The organism is Paenibacillus sp. PCH8, from assembly GCF_002968835.1.
Taxonomy (GTDB): Bacteria; Bacillota; Bacilli; order Paenibacillales; family Paenibacillaceae; genus Paenibacillus.
This window is the reverse complement of sequence record NZ_PKQK01000003.1, coordinates 93,728-114,974: the sequence shown is the minus strand read 5'-3', so window position 1 is coordinate 114,974 and position 21,247 is coordinate 93,728. Positions and strand designations below refer to the sequence as shown.

Genomic DNA, 21,247 nt, shown 5'->3' with positions numbered 1-21,247 from the left:
TCTAATCACTCCGACGAATTACCCTTTTCACGCATTCTTTTTCTGTTAAGATGAATCTAGACGAATGGATTCTATTTCGGAATACAGAACATTACGAGGAGGTTGGGTTGCTGTGACCAAGCTTTCAGAAGCTCCGTATTTAGGCCGTCTGCCCAATGTTCGCATGTCTTTTCAATTATTGGGGCTGCACGCAAGAAAAGTAGATACCCACTGGACCTATCCGTCCCATGAGCATTCGATGTATGAAATCCACTGGATGATGGACGGTCAGATGAACATGGTGGTCAACGGACAGTCGTACAGTCAGTCCGTGGGGGACCTTCTGTTCATCCGCCCCGGTATGACCCATTCCTGCACCGGTGCCGGGCCGCAGGGCTTTACGTACTTTTCCGTACATTTCAGCATACACGATACCTCCTTTTGCAGAGAACTTAATCGTTGCAAGGATATTTATTATCCAGCAGATTCGAATTTGGCTCTGGGATTGTCCTCTTCACTGTCTACATTGTATGATCTGGCCACAGAGCACTTATCCATCCCGCTATCGTCCTCCAAACAGATGAAGGTTCATGCCGCTGTATTCGAATTGCTCGGCTCCCTGGTAGGCCAGTTATCTCAGAACGCATCCGTTACCTTATCTAGAAAAGAAGCTATTGCCCATCAGATTGCTGAGCACATTGAGGACTCCGTAAGGTATATCCATCTTCATGGTGCAATTAGGGAGAATGAGCGAACCTGGATTCAAGACATCGCCAAGTCGCTGAATATTAGCCCGTCGCAGGTCAATCGGATCTTTCAGCAGGTATACGGCACAGCGCCGCGCAAGTTTTTATCAGAAACCCTTCTGAACGAAGCCCAGCGGCTGTTAAAGCAAACAGACCTGAACATGGACCATATTGCGATGATGCTGGGTTATAAGACCAATGCGCATTTCAGCCGTCAGTTCAAGCGGTGGACAGGCATCGCGCCGAGTGAATTTCGCACCCATTCCCAGCAGGCTGCGGCAGCCGATCATTCGGATGATTGAAGTTAACATTATGAGCCCCCGAGAAAAGTTGTCATTCTAAGAACAAGCGAACATTTCCAGGAAATCACTATCATTTTTTGGGAAAAAGCGGCTTCTTCTAAAGCAGATGTCCATCCACATGAAATAAGCAGCCGCTGGATTACCAGCAGCTGCTTTGGCTTTACGCAGTTTGAATCTATTCAGTCGTTTATTCTAATGTAAATGAGGCCAAGCTCGCGCCTCCTGTTCCCTTGTAAGTGAAATACAAAGCCTGTCTGCCGTCCGGGATGGTAATCTCTGACGTGTAATTTCTCCATTCATTTGTAAAATGTACCGGAATTATTCCGAGAACGGGACTGTCCCATGCGGTTTTGATCTCGAAGACTCCATTACAATATCCGCGTACTTTGATTGTGACCTGGCGGATACCGTTACAAGCGAAATATTTAAAACCTGCCGTTGCAGATTCAACCATATTGGCAATATATCCGGTCTCTTCATCGCCGTCTCTTCCATCCTGGGTAATCTTCGGAAAGCGGCTGTCCAACCAAGCCCCCTCTCCGAAACCTCCTGTATACATTTGATCATCTTTAGTAAATAGATTGCATGCAAGGTATGCGGGATACTCCCCTTTTCCTTCAAGTGGCCCTCCATTCGGGCCGCAGGAGGTCATTTCCACCTGAAGAATGGTTCCGTCCTCCTCAAAATAGATCCGTTCGATGCAACCCTGACGATTGAATGCGTCCCCATTGGTATGACGGTGATAAAAGATATACCAGTCCCCGTTTATTTCGACCATGCTACCATGGTTATTGCCGCCATAATACATCGGCTTGTCAGCTGGTTTATAGGAGTCAATATGTAGATCGCAGTTGCTAATGATAACACCCTGATATTCAAAGCCTTTGTTTGGAAATAGACTTGTGGCATAACATAATTCATGCATAACGATAGAGGAATAAACCAAGTAGTACTTATTCCCTCTCTTCCGGATAGAAGGTGCCTCAAAAAATTCATGTCCTTCAAATCCGCTGCCATCGCTGTATGGTTGACTTGGCGCTACGAATATGGGCTCATCCACAATCGTTAGCATGTCCGCACCAAGTACCATCGCCATCGCGCCATGTCTCGATTTATCTCCGGGCGCACAGAAGCCGGTATACAGATATGTATGCTCTCCTTCGGTCAACACGCCAGGATCGAATTGTGGCTCGTCCCCATCTCGTTCTCCCAGTCGAGTTCCGTCAGCATATTTTACATAACCGTAAAATTCATATTTGCCAGCAGGTGTATTGCATACAGCCACAGAAACAACGGGTACTTTATCCAGTACATAATAAAGATAATACCGTCCGTCTGAACCTAACGTAACGTCAGGCGCATAAAGACACATACTACCATCGGGATTTAGCGGATCATCTGTTTTTCGGTAGATCACACCTTCATTCCGCCAATTCCCAAGGTCGTCTACTGGCGCCGACCAGCACACATAGTCGTTTAAACAAAAGACATGTCCATTAAACCGATCATGCGAGCCATACACATAAACTCGTCCATTAAATACATAAGGTTCACCATCAGGGACGTACTCCCAGGATGGAAGGTATGGATTTAACCCTTGTTTCTTCATTTAAGATACACTCCTCGTAGAACGTAATTAGGGAATATGAATTGTAAATAAATCCCGTATAATAGAAAACAACTAAAGCGAGATAAAGGTGAGGAATAATGACAAACATTTCTTATGTTGAGTATGACGCGGCACATAACAGCAATTTTGTTTTTGATATTCCAGAAGGGCATGATTGCTGGCTTTTGGTTATTACACAGACTCCCGCTCAGTTCTGGGTAGATGGAGAACTGAAGGAATATCCTCCCCATTGTGCTGTTCTCTTTAAGCCGCATCAAAAAGTGTATTATCGCGCTTGCACACAGCAATATATGAATGATTGGATTCGTTTTGAAAGCGATGAACCCTACGTGACCGAAACCTCCCTTCCATTTGGCAGACCTTTTCCTTTGGATGACCCCGAATATTGCCACAAGCTGTTTCAATTGCTTGTCGCAGAGAATTCATTCAATAAAGACTACAGGGAATCGTCCATAGATTGTCTACTCCGGATTCTGATCAACAAACTGCTTGAGTCTTACGTTCAAGAGGAAATTAGTCCTCAGCACTATAATCTTTTGAAACTACGGTCGGCCATCCACAATAATCCCAGCCATCCGTGGACCATTTCGGAAATGGCTAAACTCATTAGCATTAGCCCAGGGTACCTGCAGTTAATGTACAAGAAATGGTTTGGCCTCTCGTGTATGGATGATGTTATTCATAGTCGAATTCGTTTAGCCAAAGAATATCTCAGACATCATATTTACACGGTTGCGGAGATTGCAGATCGGTGCGGTTACCGTAATGTGGAGCATTTTTGCAGGCAGTTCAAACAATTGACCGGTTCGTCCCCAAAGAGATTCCACAAACGCATCGGTGGCTTCACTGTCGACACAGCAGATTCCGATGAGGTCAACCCTTGATTCCTGATTGAAACCTGAAAAAACGGAATGATACTGATCTATTCTTATTCAAAATTAAGGTTTCTGACTGTTTGATGCAATGACATATCCTAAAGCATTATTGATGAATAATCATATTCTGAATTCGATAGTCATCGCTGAAGTTCATTCAGAGAAAAGGCATCTCCTCCTCTTCTTTCTGTTATTCTTTTGTCTGTATAAAGTATTGATTTTTTATCCAAATATGAAAAATATATGATATATTTGATAGGTAACTTAAAACATATTCAGGAAAAGAGGATGTTGTATGAAAAAAGTCTTTTTGTCTTGTCTGGCCATGCTCATGTTTGTGATTTCATTTTCCCCTGTGACTTCTGCCGCCAGTGGAGATCGGCTGATTTATGACACGATGTATAATACCGCCGGTGGAGGGTTAGTGTCCAACAATATCAGGTTTTCATTTCAATTCAATAACTATGGTGAAGCTCAAATCTGGGACGTCAAGTCTAAAAAGATGATATGGAGCACCAAAATCAGAGACACGAGAATACATAAACTCCAGATTGATTATTTCAGCGGGAAGCTGGTCATCTCCGATCCGCAAAACACACCTTATTGGACGTCAGATAACCTGGCGTGGGCTAAAGCATGGTATGGAGCAGACCATGTGCCAGCCAATCTTAGAGGCAATGTGCTCATCATGCAAACGGACGGCAATCTGGTACTGTATAACAATGAAAATCCGGCCTTGGGCTGGTATCCTGTCTGGGCTTCCAATACAGGTGGGCAGTAGACACCATAATATTCACACTCTCACCCCACGCTCTCATCTGTCATGATTATGTAATGTGGATTTGAATTAAAAAGTTGTTGTACACCAAAAGAACTCTTCAATTGTGAAGAGTTCTTTTGGTATTTCATATATAACGGAGGTCTGTCATACAAAAATTCAAAGATTCGCCTGCCGGCAAGAGTCTCTGTGTTGCATTAGTCCTTAATATTGGTTGTAAATGCGGTAGAGGAATACTGCCGCTTCCGCTCGTGTCGTTTGCGCCTGTGGGTTAAGTTTATTTCCAGAGCCAGAGATAAGTCCTTCCTTCACCAGAGTTGCCAGATTCATCTTAGCATACACCGCTATGTCCTCTTCGTCACTGAACGAATCAAGAATGGTGAGATCTCCCGATGCTTTCATCTGCTTGGCGATCTCCAAAGCACGAGCCGTCAGCACCATCATATCCTGCCGTGAGATACGTTCCAGCGGATGGAATTCATTATTTCCAGATCCTGTCGCCAAGCCTAGCTTTTTGGAAACACCCAGCGCTTCATAATAATAATCACTCGGTTTCACATCTGTAAAATTCTGATCAACCCTTGCTGTCAAATTTAAAGTCTTCATGAGCAGGACCAGATAATCCGCACGAGTAATGTGAGCTGAAGGAGAATAGGTTCCTGCGACTGTTCCGTTAATTATACCTTTGGATGCTAACACTTCGATCGACTGCCTTGCCCATTCCACACTGTTCAGATCACTGAAGTTTTTCTTCACATAAGCTACAGCATAATCGCTAAAGTGTGTCGTGGAGAAGGTCACTGATCCGCTCTTGGCATCATAACGGCCACTTGGAATAGTTGTAATATTGCCAAGATCATCAATATACCAGATAACGATATGTTCCGGATTATTTGTTTCTTCAGCTGTTGGTACGTAAGGGATAGAAATATTCACGTTGGTATCGGGATTGTTCCACGGTGTCTGCACACCATCCAGAGCCAAGGATAGTTCCACGAACGGTCTATTGCCAATGGCAGCTTTTGTTTCAGCATTCAAGGCCGTTTGGTTACCGATTCCAATCGTAATACTAGCTACTTTATCCTTTAATCCCACCATATTTTTAAGCATATCCGATGGAATTTCAATACGACCTGCTTGGGTCGTCAAAATTATTTTTCCTGTTTCCTTTGTATTGGACAATGTCTCAGCTGGTAATTCCAGCGTATAACTACTCATATTGGGTATTAGAGGGAGATCGAGTTTTATCGTGTTTGAGCTGCTAAACCATTTTTCTGCCAATGAGCCAAGAGAAATTACTGCGCGACCAGACTTTTCATCTATTTTAACTGGAATGTTTAATTCTGTTCCAGCGATGCTGACCATGTAACTGGATGATGTACCAGTAGCTCCGGCTCCACTAGCTTCAATAGGAGTCACAGTACCAGATCCGCCAGCACTTCCAGAACCACCAGTGTTTCCACCGGAACCACCCGTAGCACTTGTGGAAACCAGCAATTTTACTGTGTACGTTTCTGTGGAATCCATATTTCCATCATTCGCAGTAAACACAAATGTCATCGAACCAGCCGCAGTAGCTGTATAGGAATAAGCCGAATTAGCCGCTACCGCTACTGCCCCGTCAATAGATACTTTGTAAGTCAACGTATCCCTGTCTGCGTCTTCAAATATCGTAGCTAAATTAAGTGTATAAGGTGTATTAACAGTCACTGTTGCACTTGTTGATGCGTCCACGTCAGACTTGCGAGCAGGTATAGTATTCACAGTCATATCAATTGTGTAGGTATCTGTCGAATCCATATTTCCATCATTCGCAGTAAACACAAACGTCATCGATCCGGCCGCTGTCGGTGTATAGGAGTAAGCCGAATTAGCCGCCACCGCTGGTGCTCCGTCAATGGATACTTTATAAGTCAACGTATCCCTGTCTGCGTCTTCAAATATCGCATCAAGGTCCAGTGTGTATGGAGTATTAAGTGTCACGGTTACTTTGGCCGACTCATTTACATTTGGATTACGAACAGGTACAGAATTCACTGTAAGATTCACTGTGTACGTATCCGTGGAATCTGTATTTGTGTCATTGGCTGTAAAAATAAGTGTAACTAATCCAGCTGTAGTCGCAGTATACGTGAAGTTCTCATCTGCAGGTATTGGATTTGCGCCATTTACGGATACTTTGTAATTCAATACATTACTATCCGCATCTTCAAATATGGTTGCAAGATCAAGCGTGTACGGCGTATTCACTGTAACTAACACCTCATCTGTTTCGTGCACACTTGCTTGGCGAACTGGGATGCTGTTTCCAGTCAAGTTCACCGTATATGTGTCGTCCGAATCACTTTCCCCGTCGCTTGCTGTAAAGACCAACGATACTAGACCTGCTGATGTCGGCGTATATGTATAGTTCTTGGCCGCCGATATGGCCTGTGCACCATTGATCGATACTTTATAGGTAAGTGGATCCTGGTCTGCATCTTCAAAGATTTTGGAGAGATCAAGCTCATACGTTGAATTAATCGTTACGGTCGCACTCGTTGTGCTAACTACATCTTTTTGGCGGACAGGCTTGTTGTTCGGTGCTTCTATAACGATTAAGTAAAAATCCTTCGTTAACATTTGTCCGCCCGGATGTGTGACCGCAGCTGTTAATATTACGGCATGATCATCATCGCTTGCTCGAGTTACTTTGCCTGAACTTGTATCAATTAGTCCAGTCTGTCCAGTCACAGTCCAATTAATCGTTGAACCTTTAGCCCCGGTAATGGGAAGAATAAGATCCCCTGTCACCTCATTTTCAGCCAGATTAGTACCTTTGATACTGTCCCACGTTAAGTCCCTATGGTCCATAAAAATAATCTCATCTGGTGAAAAAGGCTGCCATTGGAATGAGGGATACGTGTAACCCTCGACAACTCTCCATAATGTATTGAATTCCCATCCTGCGAAGGTCGCTTGCTTCTTCAGATCTGTAGCGCTTTTTCCGACTCCACCAAAGGAATTAGAATTTATGTCATTGTTATAATAGCTATCAGAAATAATTCCATTTCCTTGCTTGTACCCGATCAGTCCACCATTCGCATCGTTACCGCCACTTGCACTTCCTATGCTGTAGCTGTAGCTAACGTCACCTCCGTCATTCATGCCAATCAGACCCCCAACAAAGGTAGCGTTATAGCCGATTGCATTTCCCGAGCTATAGCTATTCGTAATATTCCCGTTAGACTTGTAACCAACCAGGCCTCCAGCCATACCTTGGACACCAACAGATGCGTTCCCCTTACTGTAGCTGCGGTTTATATTACCTGAATTCCGGCCGGCCAGACCACCAACAACTGATGATGCTTGGCTACTTGCCTGACCTGTACTATAACTGTCATTAACGGCGGCATCTGTTGCATTGAAACCAATTAAACCACCGACAGAAGACGTCTCACCCCCAGTTACCCGGCTGCTGCTAGAGCTCATGTTAATTGTGCCAGCATTTGTACCAACCAAGCCTCCAAGATAAGCTCGAGTACTATCAGGTGAGTTGATCGTGCCGCTGCTTATGCTGTCGCTTATCGTTGCGTTTGTTCCGTTCGTACCTACCAGGTTGCCAGCGCTAAAACTGTTAGAATTGCTGTCTATCGTACTTGTACTCGAGCTGTTAATAACACTTCCGCTATTATAGCCAGTCAGTCCCCCTACATTGTTAGAATCAGTTAAGGTAATACTACCGTTGCTACTGCTATTACGAACAGTTGCACCCGTATTAATCATGCCGACCAATCCGCCGACAAATGAATTTTTTCCTGTAAAATTAATGTTTAAATTTTCCAATCTTATATTTTCCAGTACAGCTCCGCTTGATAACGTGGAGAACAGCCCTATAGAAGAAGAATCTTCAGAAGAAACGATTGTAAGATCTTCAATTGTAAGGTTTCCTCCGTCATAGATACCTCCAAAGCTGCGAATAGGTACCCAATGACCTGTTATTTGAAAATTAGAGATTTGTTGAAAATACGTTCCTGGTGCAGGAATCGTTATATTCTTGAAATTAGCCTCTGACGCAATCTTGTAAGGATTAGCCAGGGTACCTTCCCCACCTGCAAAAAGAGTGGTATCCTCCTCTGCGGATACCGATTGTGGCATTCCCATCGATACAGACATGCTCGTTAAGAAACTAACCAAAATAAGCATAATAGTTAATTGATGTAATCTTTTTTTATACATAGCATTCTCTCCTCTAATAACCTGTTATCATACAATCAAATGGATTATAGCATGACTTAAAAAATAAAATAATAAAATTAAAGTAAAGAATATAAACATTTTTTTACATTTAAATAATCAACCCGCTTTATGAGTACCTTATTTTGAACTATAAAATATAGTAATCAGAACAAGTTCTCGTACCAAGCCCAAGACAAGACCTTATTCCGATAAATTAAAAAAAAGCCGCTAATATAGCGACTTTCAATGGCGAACAACCGCAAAACGAATTAAACTTCTCAACATATTGCGAAGTACACGATTAATTCTTCGATTACAGATGGTGTCTCAACCTTTTCGACAAACACTAATGATGGACGAGGATAAAGAACTGAACGGGGTTTTATCCCAGTCTGCATATTGGTTTTCGATATTAAATCCGTGATCTGTTAACAAACGGTTAAGTGCATCATGATCTGTGAAACGACATGCGATTCGTGACATTGTTTTCCTGGTTCCCCAATCACGGAAAGTGACCCAATGCATGATCTGTTTCTTGGAATCATAGGATTGCGTTCCAGATACCTTAACATTCACGCCAGCGCTATCGATAAATTCTCCCCAAGTACTTTCCTCTTGGTCTGATAAATCAGTTCCTAGAGGATTACGTGTTTCAAAAACAAAGATTCCATTTGGCTTTAAGTGCTTGTACACTGTTCCAAGTAAAGCGATTTGATCCTCATTACTCAAAAATGCCTGAAATGCATTGCCAGTCAGATAAATCATGGAAAAGCGCTTTTCCGATTCGAACATAAGTGCGTCCTCTTCTATAAAATCTGCAGGCAGCCCTTGAGCTTTAAATCGCGCATAGCCAAGCATCTCCGAAGCAATATCAACTCCAGTTATAGGAATTCCCGATTCCGCTAAATAAATGGTTGTTAAGCCTGTTCCACATGCAAGCTCTAAAACTTCCCCCGGATTCAATCTGGCGAATTCAAGATAGAAATTGTACTTTGTTGTTTCACCACCAAATTCAAGATCATAAACTATCCGTAGCTGAGCTTTTTCTGATGTATGTTACAATTTACTTTATGGTTTGAGGACATCCCTACTTTACTTGCATGAGGTGATCACCGTTTGATGAATTTATATGGCACAGAGCATCATATTCTCGTACATTCAAATACGATTGATGCAGATCTGCACAAGCATTCTTTTATACAAGTCACGATCGCTTTGGAAAGCCATTTTGAGATTGAAATGCAAGGACAAACGGTATGTACAGAGGGAATTGTGCTCAATTCCAATGTTACTCATCGTTTGCAGGGGTCAGGGCAACCCTTGGTACTGCTTCTGATCGACAGCACCTCGATCATGGCGGCAGCCTTTAAACGATATTTAGGTCAGCAAGCATACGTCGTTTTCCCACCAGCTAATATTGAAATAATTGCCCAATATATCAAAACTCAGCTTCCTTTCACCCAAAATACGGAAAGTTATCTTTTATTTTTGGAAGAACTCATGCGGCTTTTTAACTTAGACTATACTCAACCTGTGATGAAGGACGCTCGAATAAAGGAACTGATTCAATGGATTAAGGACTGTACCGATTCGTATCACTCTATTCGTTACTACGCGAAACAGCTCGGTTTATCTAACAGCAGGTTGTCACATCTCTTTAAAGAGAATACAGGCATATCTCTCAGCGGATATATATTGTTACATAAGCTTCAAAAGGCATCCTATCTGATTTTCAAGGGGAAAAGTATTACAGATGCGGCTATGGCGGCTGGTTTTGATACACCCTCTCATTTTGCAAATACAAGCAAGAGATTACTAGGAATGACAGCCAAGGACATTCGTAAAGATAGCGTGTTTTTGCAAGTTTCCTCTCTGCACTAACGGTACAATGTTCACAGGAGGTGCTGATATGGAAACTTATGTGGTACAAACAGAATTGCTAAATTATAATCATTCGACCATTCAGAAACTAATTCGCAATCGTAACTGGGCTGCACAATCGACTAGGGAGCAGATTCTTAACGTATATAACTATGTTCGGGACGAGATTGAATTTGGTTATAATCGCAGTGATTATATCAAGGCCTCAGAGGTCTTGCAGGATGGGTACGGTCAATGTAATACCAAAGGCATTTTATTCATGGCAATACTGAGAGCCTTAAAAATACCTTGTCGAATTCATGGTTTTACGATTCACAAGCAATTACAAAAAGGGGCAATGAGTGGTTGGTACTACCATTTATCCCCGCAAGAGATCATTCATAGCTGGGTTGAGGTATTATATAACGATAAGTGGTTAAATATAGAAGGTTTTATTATAGACCTACCCTATTTAACCAAACTACAGTCAAAATTTAAGCAATGTACAGGATCATTCTGTGGTTACGGGGTGGCTACCGATAATTTTCAAAATCCAGCGATTGAGTGGGATGAAAATGATACCTACGTGCAAAAAGAAGGTATTGTACAGGATTTTGGAATTTTCAACAACCCTGATGATTTCTTCTCTTTACATCAACAAAATTTAAGTGCTTTGAAAAAAATAATATTTAGCAAGGTTGTTCGACACCTCATGAACCGGAATGTTAGGAACATCAGGCAAGGATAACGATATCATATGAATTCAATACGGAGCTGATCAGGCTTCGTATTTTCATTTTCGCATAACGTTCGTTACATATGTTGCAAAAAAAAAAAAACGAAATGATGCAGGAATTAAATTCCGCTTCGTTCCGTCTCAATCGTATGATTATTCCGATTTACTTTGATGCCCATTGTACTCTTCATTCTATTTGATGTTATTGAATAGAGAAAACCTCTTTTTTCAATAAGGCTTCTGGCTTTTGACCGATCACATCACTGTGGAAATAATTGCGGATGACTCCATCTTGAAGATAGTTAGCGATTGAAACCATAATCATGCCTTGATCCAGTGCCAGATAAGCTTTGGCAATCTCTCCGGTTTCAACGTTAACGGAGTCATAGAATCCGTATTTGCCAGCCATGTTTAACTTCTTTAGCGCTCTTATATTTTTGCGAGCAGCTTCGGGTGCATATTCCAAAGCAAGGAATGTAGCATGAGCCGTTACCGTAGCTCCGTCTTTATAGCCCGAAGTTCCAAGCGGTGTGGCTGCAAATTCACTGTATCCTGTCGGTGTTGCAGAAGGTGAAAAGCCCCAGGCAGGATACCCTTTTTCTTTGGCGTATTTGATTTGTAAATCTACATGACGTTGGTTATTCAATCCCAAGGCTTGGGTACCGAGTTCTCTCTCCTTTATCACCATACCGGGCATAAGCGCTTCAAACATACTGCCTCCCCAGCTTGGCACAAACTTTTGATCCTCGTATACATAGCTTCCTTCAAAGACATTCACACCATCGTACTTGACGAATTGACCTTTGGGAATCTGGGATTGCCAATCCCATTCTGGAGGCATGGTGCGATATAGCTTCCACCAATGTTCCTGAGGAACGTCACCCTTCCCAATCGCAATATAGCTGCCTACACGCGGTTCGGTATAAAACATTCCGTAATGGTGATCAGTCAACGCGCCTTTCGCTACATCATAGCCACCACGGAATTGGCCGACTTCCGGGTCATATAATGGCGTGTAGTTCATATTTTTAACCAACGGCTGAGTTTGTGCATATAGTTCTTCATAGGCTTGACCAACAACGATCAAACTTGCGGATAACCAGCCATTATCGACCTGGGATATAAATTGCCCCCAATCTTTCTTTAGCGAGCCATCATTCGTGTTGTACCAGTTATAAAATAATCCATTCCACTTATCCATCTTCTCTAGCGATTTTAACGTCGTTTTCAAACGTGATACCGCTTCTTTCTTGGGAATCATACCCAACTGCTCCGCTGAAACCGTACTCATCATATACATGGCTATATTGGTAGGCGAGGTACGTTGAGCTTCTTCGATTCCCTTTTCCGTCATTCTGACTTCGTCATAAGTCAATCCGGTATGGGGATCGGTATAGTCTTCAAAATAATTGAAGGTTTGATAAGCAATCGCTTTCAATTCTGGTTTGAACCCAACAGGATTACTTGAATCATGTGCTGAAATCGCAGGCGTTAAAGCCACATTCGCGAACAGACAAAAAGTTAAAATAAGTCCTAATCTTCGTACCATTTTCATCTTCTTGCTCCCTTCAGATGGATGCGAAACGTTTCGCATTTCATAATATCATAAATTTCCCAGTCTGGTAAACCGGTTCGATCGGGATGATGTCCACAAGGTTGAAGTAGTTTGTACGAGGACACCAGGCTAACAAAAATAAGAATAGCCCTTGTGCAGTCAGGGGCATTGTGAGGTGTGCATCTGCCCGTCAGTAGGAAATACCCACACGAGCATTAATATACTGACGATCATGGAGCTGTTTGTACGTGAATTCGGAGGTATCCCGACTGATATTTCAGTGCCGCCTTCCGGCAGGACATCACGCTCTACACGGTATATGCCGAGACGTTCTCCATCCGGCAAGTACGTAGGACACACGATCGTCCAATCCAGCGTGGATGACTGGAGCAACGAAAAGGCACGATGATGTTCCTCCGCTGCACGTGTGGACTTACGCTTCGATTCACTGGATTGATACCTAAGTACATTCGGATCGGTTCTGCTTTGCAAAATGCCGGCTGTTCCAACCGTTATGATGCGTTGTATTCCTCTGCGGTACATGGCCTCAATTAGTATAGGTGTGCTTTCGGAGAGTGTTGTAGTTCCATCCGTGTTCAGTGCACTAATGACAACGTCTACACCTTGGGTTGCATGCAACACATCTTCTGGATGTAAGACATTACCTTGAAAGACCGTCAAATGGGGATGATGAGCCTGCACTTTCTCCGGGGTACGTACCAATGCAGTCACATCCTGTCCATCCCGAAGAGCATAATTAACGATTTGCCTTCCAACACGTCCGGTTGCCCCCAAAACTAAAATATGCATAAATAAACCTCCTAATTTTAATGCTGAATGATTTCTTGAGTATTTTAATTTACTGGCTTGAAATTATAGAATAACAAAAAAACCGTTAACCTGATACTTCGGTTAACGGTTCAAAGCTAAACTTCAATGGATGCTTCTCTCAAACCTTCTAACTTTCTCAGCGATTTCTTCTGGATGGGAACGATATAAATAATGATCTTTTTCAAGTAAGACGATTTCTCCTTGCACGGAATGCTCGATTTGTTTCTCGTGTTCAGGAACACAAGTTAAAAAAAGTGTGACCCAAGTAAAATAAGTGCAATGTTCACTTTTTCAAATTCTCCGCTGTGACTCTTAAAGTAAAAAACGTATACCTTCTAGTCAAGAACGTTTATATCCCATCCGCTCATTCTCCTTTACAATATCTTCAAGTACAACTTGCCTGACCTATTGATCCTAAGGGGGAACGAATGTGAACAAGAAAATCAAATGTTTAGTATTGTCTTTGAGTATGTCGACCATCTTAATCGCTGCCTGTAGCAGCGATACGGGAAAAAGCTCCACGAAGACGGACGCTGACAGCAACGAGGCGGGTACCGTAAACATCCACACGGTAACGTCCGAGTATAGTTCGGCGAAATATCCGAAAGGCGACGATATTACCAATAATGTGTGGATTAAGCGTTATCAAGAAAAATTTAATATCAATGTCCAAACAGACTGGGTTAGTGATGAATACGACACCAAATTGAATCTCGCGATCTCCTCAAACGACCTTCCCGACGTGTTTCGGGTTAACCCTTCGCAATTGCGGCAGCTGATGGAAGCGGATATGTTGATGGATCTTTCGGTAGCCTTTGATCAATATGCCTCAGAGCGGCTCAAAGGTTATATGACGTCAGATGTGGACAGTTACGAGTCTGGTAAGAAGGACGGTAAGCTGTACGGGATACCCCAAATGCACTGGGGACTCATTGAACAACCGGACTTCGTATGGATTCGGAATGACTGGAAAGAAGAACTGGGTCTGAAGGACCCCAAATCCGTGGAAGATATCAAGAATATCGCTCTGAAATTTATGGAAAAGCATGGCGGTTACGGTATAGCCGTGGATCAATCGCTCGATTATCTCAACTTGCTCGGCATAGCGTGGAACGCGCATCCCGATCTGTGGATTAAGGATCAGACCGGCCAATTGGCATATGGCTCCATCCAGCCCGAAATGAAGAATGCGCTCGCTGAATGGGCAGAGTGGTACAAGCAAGGTATCATTGATCCGGAATTCGCCATCAAGGATTTTAACGCAATGAACGCCGATATTGTCGCCGGCAAAGTCGGCATACAGCCTTATTATCAGTGGTGGGGCTATAACCCTGGCGTAGATACGGTAGCCAATCTGGGGAAAGACGCGATCTTTTATCCGTACCTCATTCCGACTGTCGATGGCAAAGAAGCCAAACAATCCATATTCTTCGCCAACAACAATTATATTGTCATGAAAAAGGATTTTGCTAACCCTCAGGCCGTGATTGAAATTCTGAACGACTATGCTTACGTTGTCGATGAAGGCAACGGCAAAGAATCTCCAGAAACGTTATCCGCCTTGCTGGATAATGACATTGCCCATGTGGTTGGAGCGTTCCGTGTACTCAATCCGAACTCAGATTATGAGCAGTTTGAAGCAGTATCCGCAGCCCTGGAGACCAAAGATACCAGCGGACTCACCACTTCGGGCATGTGGCAGAAATACAACAACAGCGTGGAATTCATGAAAAATGCGACCCCTGGAGCAGTAGGTGACTATCTGCAACAAGGCGCTCCCAAAAATGCATATGGTCTGGCCAAGAAAGTGCTCGACAGCGAAAACTTTACAAAAACGGCTCTATGGGGAGTCACGCCAGAGATACTCTCAAGCTACGGCACAACCCTGGATGACATTCTGACCGAGGGATTTACCAAGATCATTATGGGTACAGAGAGCATCGACAGCTTTGATGTTGTCGTGCAGAATTGGCGTGCAGCCGGAGGTGACGATGCCACCCAAGCGGTAAATGACGCATACGGAAACCAATAATATCGATGGTCATCAGGAGGGATGAGCATGTTCTCATCCCTTTATTTGATAGCGGTTACAATATACGCACCATGAACGGAGGAATACGAATGCTAAGAAAATGGAAGCAGCAGAGTCCTTATCATCTTATGCTGATCCCAAGCGTGATCTTGGTCTTCATTTTTAGCTATATCCCATTTTACGGGCTGATTATTGCATTTCAGAAGTACAATCCGGGCCTTGGGTTTAGCTCCCCTTGGGTTGGTTGGGACAATTTTTCGCATGTGTTTAATCAGCCCAACTTCGTAAGGACCATTTGGAATACGCTCTACATGTCCATCTTCAAGATGATCGGTGGCATTCTTGTGCCTGTTATTTTCGCCTTGCTACTTAATGAAGTACTGAACAGCGGGATCAAACGTACCTTCCAGACCCTTGTCTACATTCCGAATTTCCTGTCTTGGGTCATTATGGCCGGTATCATGCTTGATATTCTGAGTGCAGATGGCATCATCAACACATTTTTGGGTGTGTTCGGAATCAAGCCGATCTCCTTTCTCGGAACACCATCCATCTTTCCCTGGACCATGATTGTGAGTGATATATGGAAGGGATTTGGCTTCGGCACAGTCGTATATTTGGCAGCATTAACGAGCATTGACCCCGGACTTTACGAGGCAGCGGTGATCGACGGAGCCAAACGTTGGAAGCAGACGATCTATATTACTTTGCCTCTCCTTATGCCAACGGTTGTTTTGATGACCGTACTGTCGCTGGGGAACGTACTTAATGCAGGCTTTGATCAGATCTATAATCTCTACTCCCCTGTCGTCTATCAGACCGGTGATATTATAGATACCTATGTCTACCGGCTGGGGATACAACAGGCACAATATTCGATTGGTACCGCTGTTGGATTGTTCAAATCCATCATTTCCAGCATTCTGGTTGCCGTATCTTACTTCCTGGCATACAGGGTAGCTGGCTACCGGATCTTCTAAGGAGGAACGATCATTATGATATATGATAAAAGTCTGAGCAGACGATTGTTTGAAATCATCAACTACACGATATTGCTTATCATTTCTTTACTTTGTATTCTCCCGTTTATCAATATGCTAGCGGTTTCGTTCAGTAGCAGCTCGGCAGTCTCGGCGGGCAGTGTCACGTTCTGGCCCGTTGAATTTACGACCAAGGCCTATGAATTTGCACTGTCGGGAGGGGCATTTTATTCCTCTCTCTGGGTTGCCGTCCAACGAACTGTACTCGGAACATTAGTGAATCTGGTATTGATTGTACTTACGGCTTACCCACTCTCCAAATCAAAACAAAAAGTGATGGGTCGCAATATCTACATGGGATTTTTCATTGTGACGATGTTATTTAGTGGAGGATTAATTCCAACCTATCTGGTAGTGGTCAAAATGGGACTCATTGATTCCATCTGGTCTCTGATCCTGCCTGGTGCATTACCCGTGTTCAGTATGATTATTCTCATGAACTTTATTCGAGGGTTACCGGAAGAAATTGAAGAATCGGCAATTATCGATGGCGCGGGACCGTTACAGGTACTGCTCCGCATCTTACTTCCACTGCTCAAGCCTGCACTTGCAACAGTTGGCTTGTTTAGTATCGTTGGTCATTGGAACTCATGGTTTGATGGAATTATCTATATGAACAATCCGTCCAATTATCCATTGCAAAGCTACCTGCAGACGCTGCTTCAGAGCTTTGAGCAAATTATGCTGAAATCTGGATCGGATTATACCCAACTATTGTCCATGATGAACGCCAGAACGGGACGTGCTGCTCAAATGTTTCTCGGTGCCATTCCAATTTTACTCGTGTATCCATTCTTGCAGAAGTACTTTACCAAAGGTTTGGTACTCGGTAGCGTCAAAGGTTAGAGTCAGGAGCCAGAACATGGTCTCGACAGGGTTGCCTCACATCCCAAGGCGCTAACGAATCTGAAGCATCTTGTTAGACTTATAATCAAGTCCTTCCACGTTTAACGAACTTCAGTGACGTTATTACGTCATAAATCGGTGTTTCAACTCACGAATGAACTGATTTATACGTGATAACGTCTCTCTGACTCATTACAAGTTAAACATGCGCATAAAGAGGCAAATGGCGTGTGTACAGTTCGTTAGAAAATAAAGGACATCACCCAACATCACCCAACGTATCAGCGCAGGTTTAAAATGTTACTAACAACGCCTGCTCCCTAACTCCTCCAGATTCCCTCAATGGGTATCTGGTAAGTTAGCAATGGCAGGGAGCAGAATGGAAAAAATCGTACCTTCCCCTATCGTACTATCCACCTGTATCCCATAGGACTCGCCAAAATGAAGTTGAATGCGACGCTGTACATTGTGAAGCCCAATCCCTCTGCTGCCGTTTCCTGCTGCGTACGTTTCTTCCATAACGGTTTGGATCGTATGATCATCCATACCGACGCCATTATCGCAGACCTCGATCAACATATCACTGCCCTTCGGTTGAATGCGAATCGTAATGATCCCATCATCTTCGAGTTCGGCAAGACCGTGAAAAATCGCGTTTTCAACAATGGGCTGCAGAATCATTTTGGGCATGCGATAATCCATTCGTTGCTCCTCAATCTCATACTTCATCTGAATACAACCATAGTATCTGACATTCTGAATCGTTACGTAATTAACGATGTTATCTAACTCCTCACGAATCGTTACCAAGGTTCCATCGGATCTTGTCGCATAGCGGAGCATCGAGATTAGTGCATCCGTCATGTCCACGATTTTGTCAGCCTGTTGCATGGACGCGATCCATTTCACCGACCCAAGTGTATTATACAGAAAATGAGGATTGATCTGATCATGGAGTGCACGCATCTCGGTTTGTGCTTTCTCTATTTCTTCCTGCTGCATCCGCTCGACCATACGCTTCAATTCATGCGACATCCTATTGAATCGAATAGATAAATGTCCAATCTCGTCGCGAGAGCGAATATGTTGGACTTGTTCAAACTGCCCCTTCTCGACCAGTCCGATATTACGCAGCAGTTTCTTGATGGGGGTTGTGATCACATGAGATAGAAAGATTGAAATGACGGCAGCAAAAAGAAACATGACGATCGCCAGTGTCACCAGGTTACGACCCAATATTTTGCCATCGGCAGTCAGCTCATCCAATGGCATGTACAAGTAAGTGGTCCATTTTTGCTGACTTAGTGGACTGGTCACGACTACATTTACTGATTCGGGTGGACGAACGTTGTCCCGGAACAGTGTGCCGATCAATCGATCATTCACATTATATACAATCTTGTCATCCTCATCGACGATCATGAACCTGGAACGCAGCCCTTCCTGCAAGTTACGATTGACGATTTCAATGAATTTGATATCGATGCTGACGACGATTACGCCAAGCAGTTTCCCACTAGCCACATCATGAATTTTTCGAGCGTGCGAGACGGCCAGAATTTTATTCTGCAATTGCTCATCTATGCGGGTTGTCAGCGTGATGGTTCGATCATTGGCATGCATGAACTTCTTAAACCACAATTCGTTCGCCACTTTGAAGTTGGGGTCAATGGGCTGGTTAGGACTAACGAACAGATCTTGTCCTCCGTTCATGTTATACAGGTAGATGGAGAATACGCGGTCTTTCATCATAATATAGTTCATCAGAATATTGTATGCTGCAATCTCATGCTGCTCATCCCCGTCTCGCAGGAAATCCTGGATTGGAAAGCTTCCTTCATGAGTCGCGGATAGATTATTGCTCAGACCATTGCTCGCCAGTAGTGAGATTTTCTCAATTTCTTTTAGAAACTCATCGATGCGAATGTTTGTCTGTTTGGCCAGATCACTTAGCAGTTTGTTGTAATTCTGTGACAATAACCGCTCAGAAGAGTAATACGAATTAATCGTCATCACAAATACAGGAAGGATAATTACCGTTATACATATCACCATGATTTTGTTCTGGATTCGAAAGAACCAGGCATGCCTCATTTGATGCACCTCTATTCATGGATTACATGGATCTCTGCTGCAGATCTCGATATTCTTCAGGCGTATACCCTACCGTTTTTTTGAAAATCTTACTGAAATACGTGTAGTTATGGTACCCCACCTTATCTGCAATTTCATATACTCTTAATTTCCTGCTCAATAGGTAAGCCTTCGCCTGTTCGATCCGAACTCGTGTTAAGTATGTGACAAAATTCTCTCCTTTCTCCTGTTTAAACAACCGGCTGAGATAGGATGGATTGACATTAATTTGGTTAGCTACACTTTGCAACGAAATATCCTCTGCATAATACTTGTCGATGATCTCTATGGCGAGGTCTGCGTAGGTATGTTCCTGCATGATCTGAGAATCGATTTGGAAGTAATACGCGATATGAGCCAGCATATCTTGGTGAATATCCTCCCAATACTCTCCCTTTAACACGATTTCGTAAGGTGACTTTTCCGTAAAAGAAGGCTTGGCTCTTTCTGTAGTCCGTGACATATGGGAGTGTATTGTTTCCATCACCGTTATATATTGCTTTCGGATGCTGCTCTCATCCGCTCGTAATACCTCCAGATCAGATCGAATGCCTTCGAGGAAATCCTGCGCCCGCTGGTTGTCTTTGCTTACCCAAAATTTTAGAACATCTCGTTCTTGCTGCGGACTTAGCATTCCGTTCACTTCTTTTCGAGCAGGAGTTAGAACCACATCCCTGTAATGCAGTACCTGGTTGCTGCCTGTGTAGAAACCCTGTTTTAAGGCGAATTCAGCTGCTTGGCATGCCTTTCGAATGGAAAGAAAATCGGGAACGATTGTACTTACACCCGCGGAGAGCGACAGATTCATAAAATCCTTGATTGAGGATATAAGCTTGGTACATACTTTATTGAGCTCAACGTGTACAGTTCCACTCTCCAGAGGTACATTGACAATAACCCAATATTCAGACGAACTTTCGACGAAAATCTCTTTCTCCCATTTGCACGGAATGATCTCTTCCATCATATTAAGCAGAGAAAATCGGAGTAATTTCTCCCCCTTCTCTACATACTTCCTCTTTGCTTTCTCGTAATAGTTCACGAAAAACTTGATGACGACCAACTGATCCGATCTTATGCGTAAATACAGCTCTTCAGCTTTGGCGACAATTTCCCCTTCATCAATGAATCCGCTTACAACATCTTGGAAGAAGCTATCTTTGAGATGTCTCAGACTCTTGGAATATTGATGTGCCATCGTGTTGGTTGGGTTAACCTGTTCGCTATGTAACTTCTGTCCGATGGTAGTCAGGAGTTCAATAAGGGTGGTCTCGGTGATCTCACTTTTAATCAAATAGTCGGAAGCGCCGAGTTTTAGTGCCTCTTTGACGTAATGAAGTTCGTCGAAATTACTCAGTATGACATATTTACAGGTTTTGAGTGAGCTGGATGCCTCTTGAATCAGCTTTAGACCATCCATAACAGGCATCTTGATATCCGTAATAATTAGATCGGGAGAAATGTCCAGCGCGAGCTCCAGTGCTTCCCTTCCATTTCCCGCTTCACCAACCACATGAAAATTGAACTCTTCCCAGTTGAGCATCGAACGAATTCCAACCCGCATTAATAATTCGTCATCTACGATCATCAGTTTATACATGAGAATCCCCCACTGTTCATTATTCATGGATTAAACCATAATACTCTATAGATATGTGATAACGGTGAGCCAACCTAAACCATGTT

14 protein-coding genes and 1 pseudogene are annotated in these 21,247 nt (G+C 43.3%); 8 read left to right on the top strand and 7 right to left on the bottom strand.

Annotated elements, in window-relative coordinates; genetic code table 11:
• Positions 1-112: 112 nt before the first annotated feature.
• A complete protein-coding gene (locus C0Q44_RS17790; RefSeq protein WP_105408620.1) occupies positions 113-1,027 on the top strand; it encodes a helix-turn-helix domain-containing protein in 915 nt (304 codons plus the stop codon).
• Between the two features lie 187 nt (positions 1,028-1,214).
• Here C0Q44_RS17790 and C0Q44_RS17785 read toward each other — a convergent pair whose 3' ends face one another.
• Positions 1,215-2,636, bottom strand: a complete 1,422-nt coding sequence (locus C0Q44_RS17785) for a family 43 glycosylhydrolase (RefSeq protein WP_105408619.1) — start codon at positions 2,634-2,636, stop codon at positions 1,215-1,217.
• Between the two features lie 98 nt (positions 2,637-2,734).
• Here C0Q44_RS17785 and C0Q44_RS17780 point away from each other — a divergent pair, with 98 nt between their 5' ends.
• Both C0Q44_RS17780 and C0Q44_RS17775 read left to right on the top strand, forming a co-directional pair.
• On the top strand, positions 2,735-3,541 hold the full coding sequence (locus C0Q44_RS17780; RefSeq protein WP_105408618.1) for a helix-turn-helix transcriptional regulator: 807 nt from the start codon (positions 2,735-2,737) through the stop codon (positions 3,539-3,541).
• A 286-nt stretch (positions 3,542-3,827) separates the two neighbouring features.
• On the top strand, positions 3,828-4,313 hold the full coding sequence (locus C0Q44_RS17775; protein ID WP_105408617.1) for a hypothetical protein: 486 nt from the start codon (positions 3,828-3,830) through the stop codon (positions 4,311-4,313).
• A gap of 201 nt (positions 4,314-4,514) precedes the next feature.
• On the opposite strand, the gene C0Q44_RS17770 is transcribed toward C0Q44_RS17775, so the two are convergent.
• Together C0Q44_RS17770 and C0Q44_RS17765 are read right to left on the bottom strand one after the other, a co-directional pair.
• Entirely contained in the window at positions 4,515-8,528 is a 4,014-nt protein-coding gene (locus C0Q44_RS17770) for an S-layer homology domain-containing protein (protein ID WP_105408616.1), read from the bottom strand.
• 327 nt (positions 8,529-8,855) lie between these two features.
• On the bottom strand, positions 8,856-9,491 hold the full coding sequence (locus tag C0Q44_RS17765; protein ID WP_258166413.1) for a class I SAM-dependent methyltransferase: 636 nt from the start codon (positions 9,489-9,491) through the stop codon (positions 8,856-8,858).
• Positions 9,492-9,647: 156 nt separating this feature from the next.
• On the opposite strand from C0Q44_RS17765, the gene C0Q44_RS17760 reads away from it, so the two are divergent.
• Positions 9,648-10,409 (top strand): helix-turn-helix domain-containing protein, encoded by a 762-nt coding sequence (locus C0Q44_RS17760; RefSeq protein WP_105408614.1) that lies wholly within the window; start codon positions 9,648-9,650, stop codon positions 10,407-10,409.
• A 28-nt stretch (positions 10,410-10,437) separates the two neighbouring features.
• The gene (locus C0Q44_RS17755; protein ID WP_105408613.1) at positions 10,438-11,136 is read left to right on the top strand and encodes a transglutaminase-like domain-containing protein; all 699 of its coding nucleotides are present in this window, start codon (positions 10,438-10,440) and stop codon (positions 11,134-11,136) included.
• A gap of 190 nt (positions 11,137-11,326) precedes the next feature.
• Here C0Q44_RS17755 and C0Q44_RS17750 read toward each other — a convergent pair whose 3' ends face one another.
• Together C0Q44_RS17750 and C0Q44_RS17745 are read right to left on the bottom strand one after the other, a co-directional pair.
• Positions 11,327-12,679 (bottom strand): glucoamylase family protein, encoded by a 1,353-nt coding sequence (locus tag C0Q44_RS17750; protein ID WP_105408612.1) that lies wholly within the window; start codon positions 12,677-12,679, stop codon positions 11,327-11,329.
• Positions 12,680-12,869: 190 nt separating this feature from the next.
• Positions 12,870-13,489 (bottom strand): annotated as a pseudogene (locus tag C0Q44_RS17745) (NAD(P)-dependent oxidoreductase).
• Between the two features lie 490 nt (positions 13,490-13,979).
• Here C0Q44_RS17745 and C0Q44_RS17740 point away from each other — a divergent pair.
• The 3 genes from C0Q44_RS17740 (at position 13,980) to C0Q44_RS17730 (ending at position 17,428) form a co-directional block, all read left to right on the top strand.
• Entirely contained in the window at positions 13,980-15,542 is a 1,563-nt protein-coding gene (locus tag C0Q44_RS17740) for a type 2 periplasmic-binding domain-containing protein (RefSeq protein WP_181151058.1), read from the top strand.
• An 89-nt stretch (positions 15,543-15,631) separates the two neighbouring features.
• Entirely contained in the window at positions 15,632-16,522 is an 891-nt protein-coding gene (locus tag C0Q44_RS17735; protein ID WP_105408610.1) for an ABC transporter permease, read from the top strand.
• Between the two features lie 15 nt (positions 16,523-16,537).
• Complete coding sequence (locus C0Q44_RS17730) at positions 16,538-17,428, top strand: carbohydrate ABC transporter permease (protein WP_105408609.1); 891 nt, start codon at positions 16,538-16,540, stop codon at positions 17,426-17,428.
• A gap of 339 nt (positions 17,429-17,767) precedes the next feature.
• Here C0Q44_RS17730 and C0Q44_RS17725 read toward each other — a convergent pair whose 3' ends face one another.
• Both C0Q44_RS17725 and C0Q44_RS17720 read right to left on the bottom strand, forming a co-directional pair.
• Complete coding sequence (locus C0Q44_RS17725) at positions 17,768-19,441, bottom strand: cache domain-containing sensor histidine kinase (protein ID WP_258166412.1); 1,674 nt, start codon at positions 19,439-19,441, stop codon at positions 17,768-17,770.
• 103 nt (positions 19,442-19,544) lie between these two features.
• Entirely contained in the window at positions 19,545-21,161 is a 1,617-nt protein-coding gene (locus tag C0Q44_RS17720) for a response regulator transcription factor (protein ID WP_181151057.1), read from the bottom strand.
• Positions 21,162-21,247 lie beyond the last annotated feature (86 nt).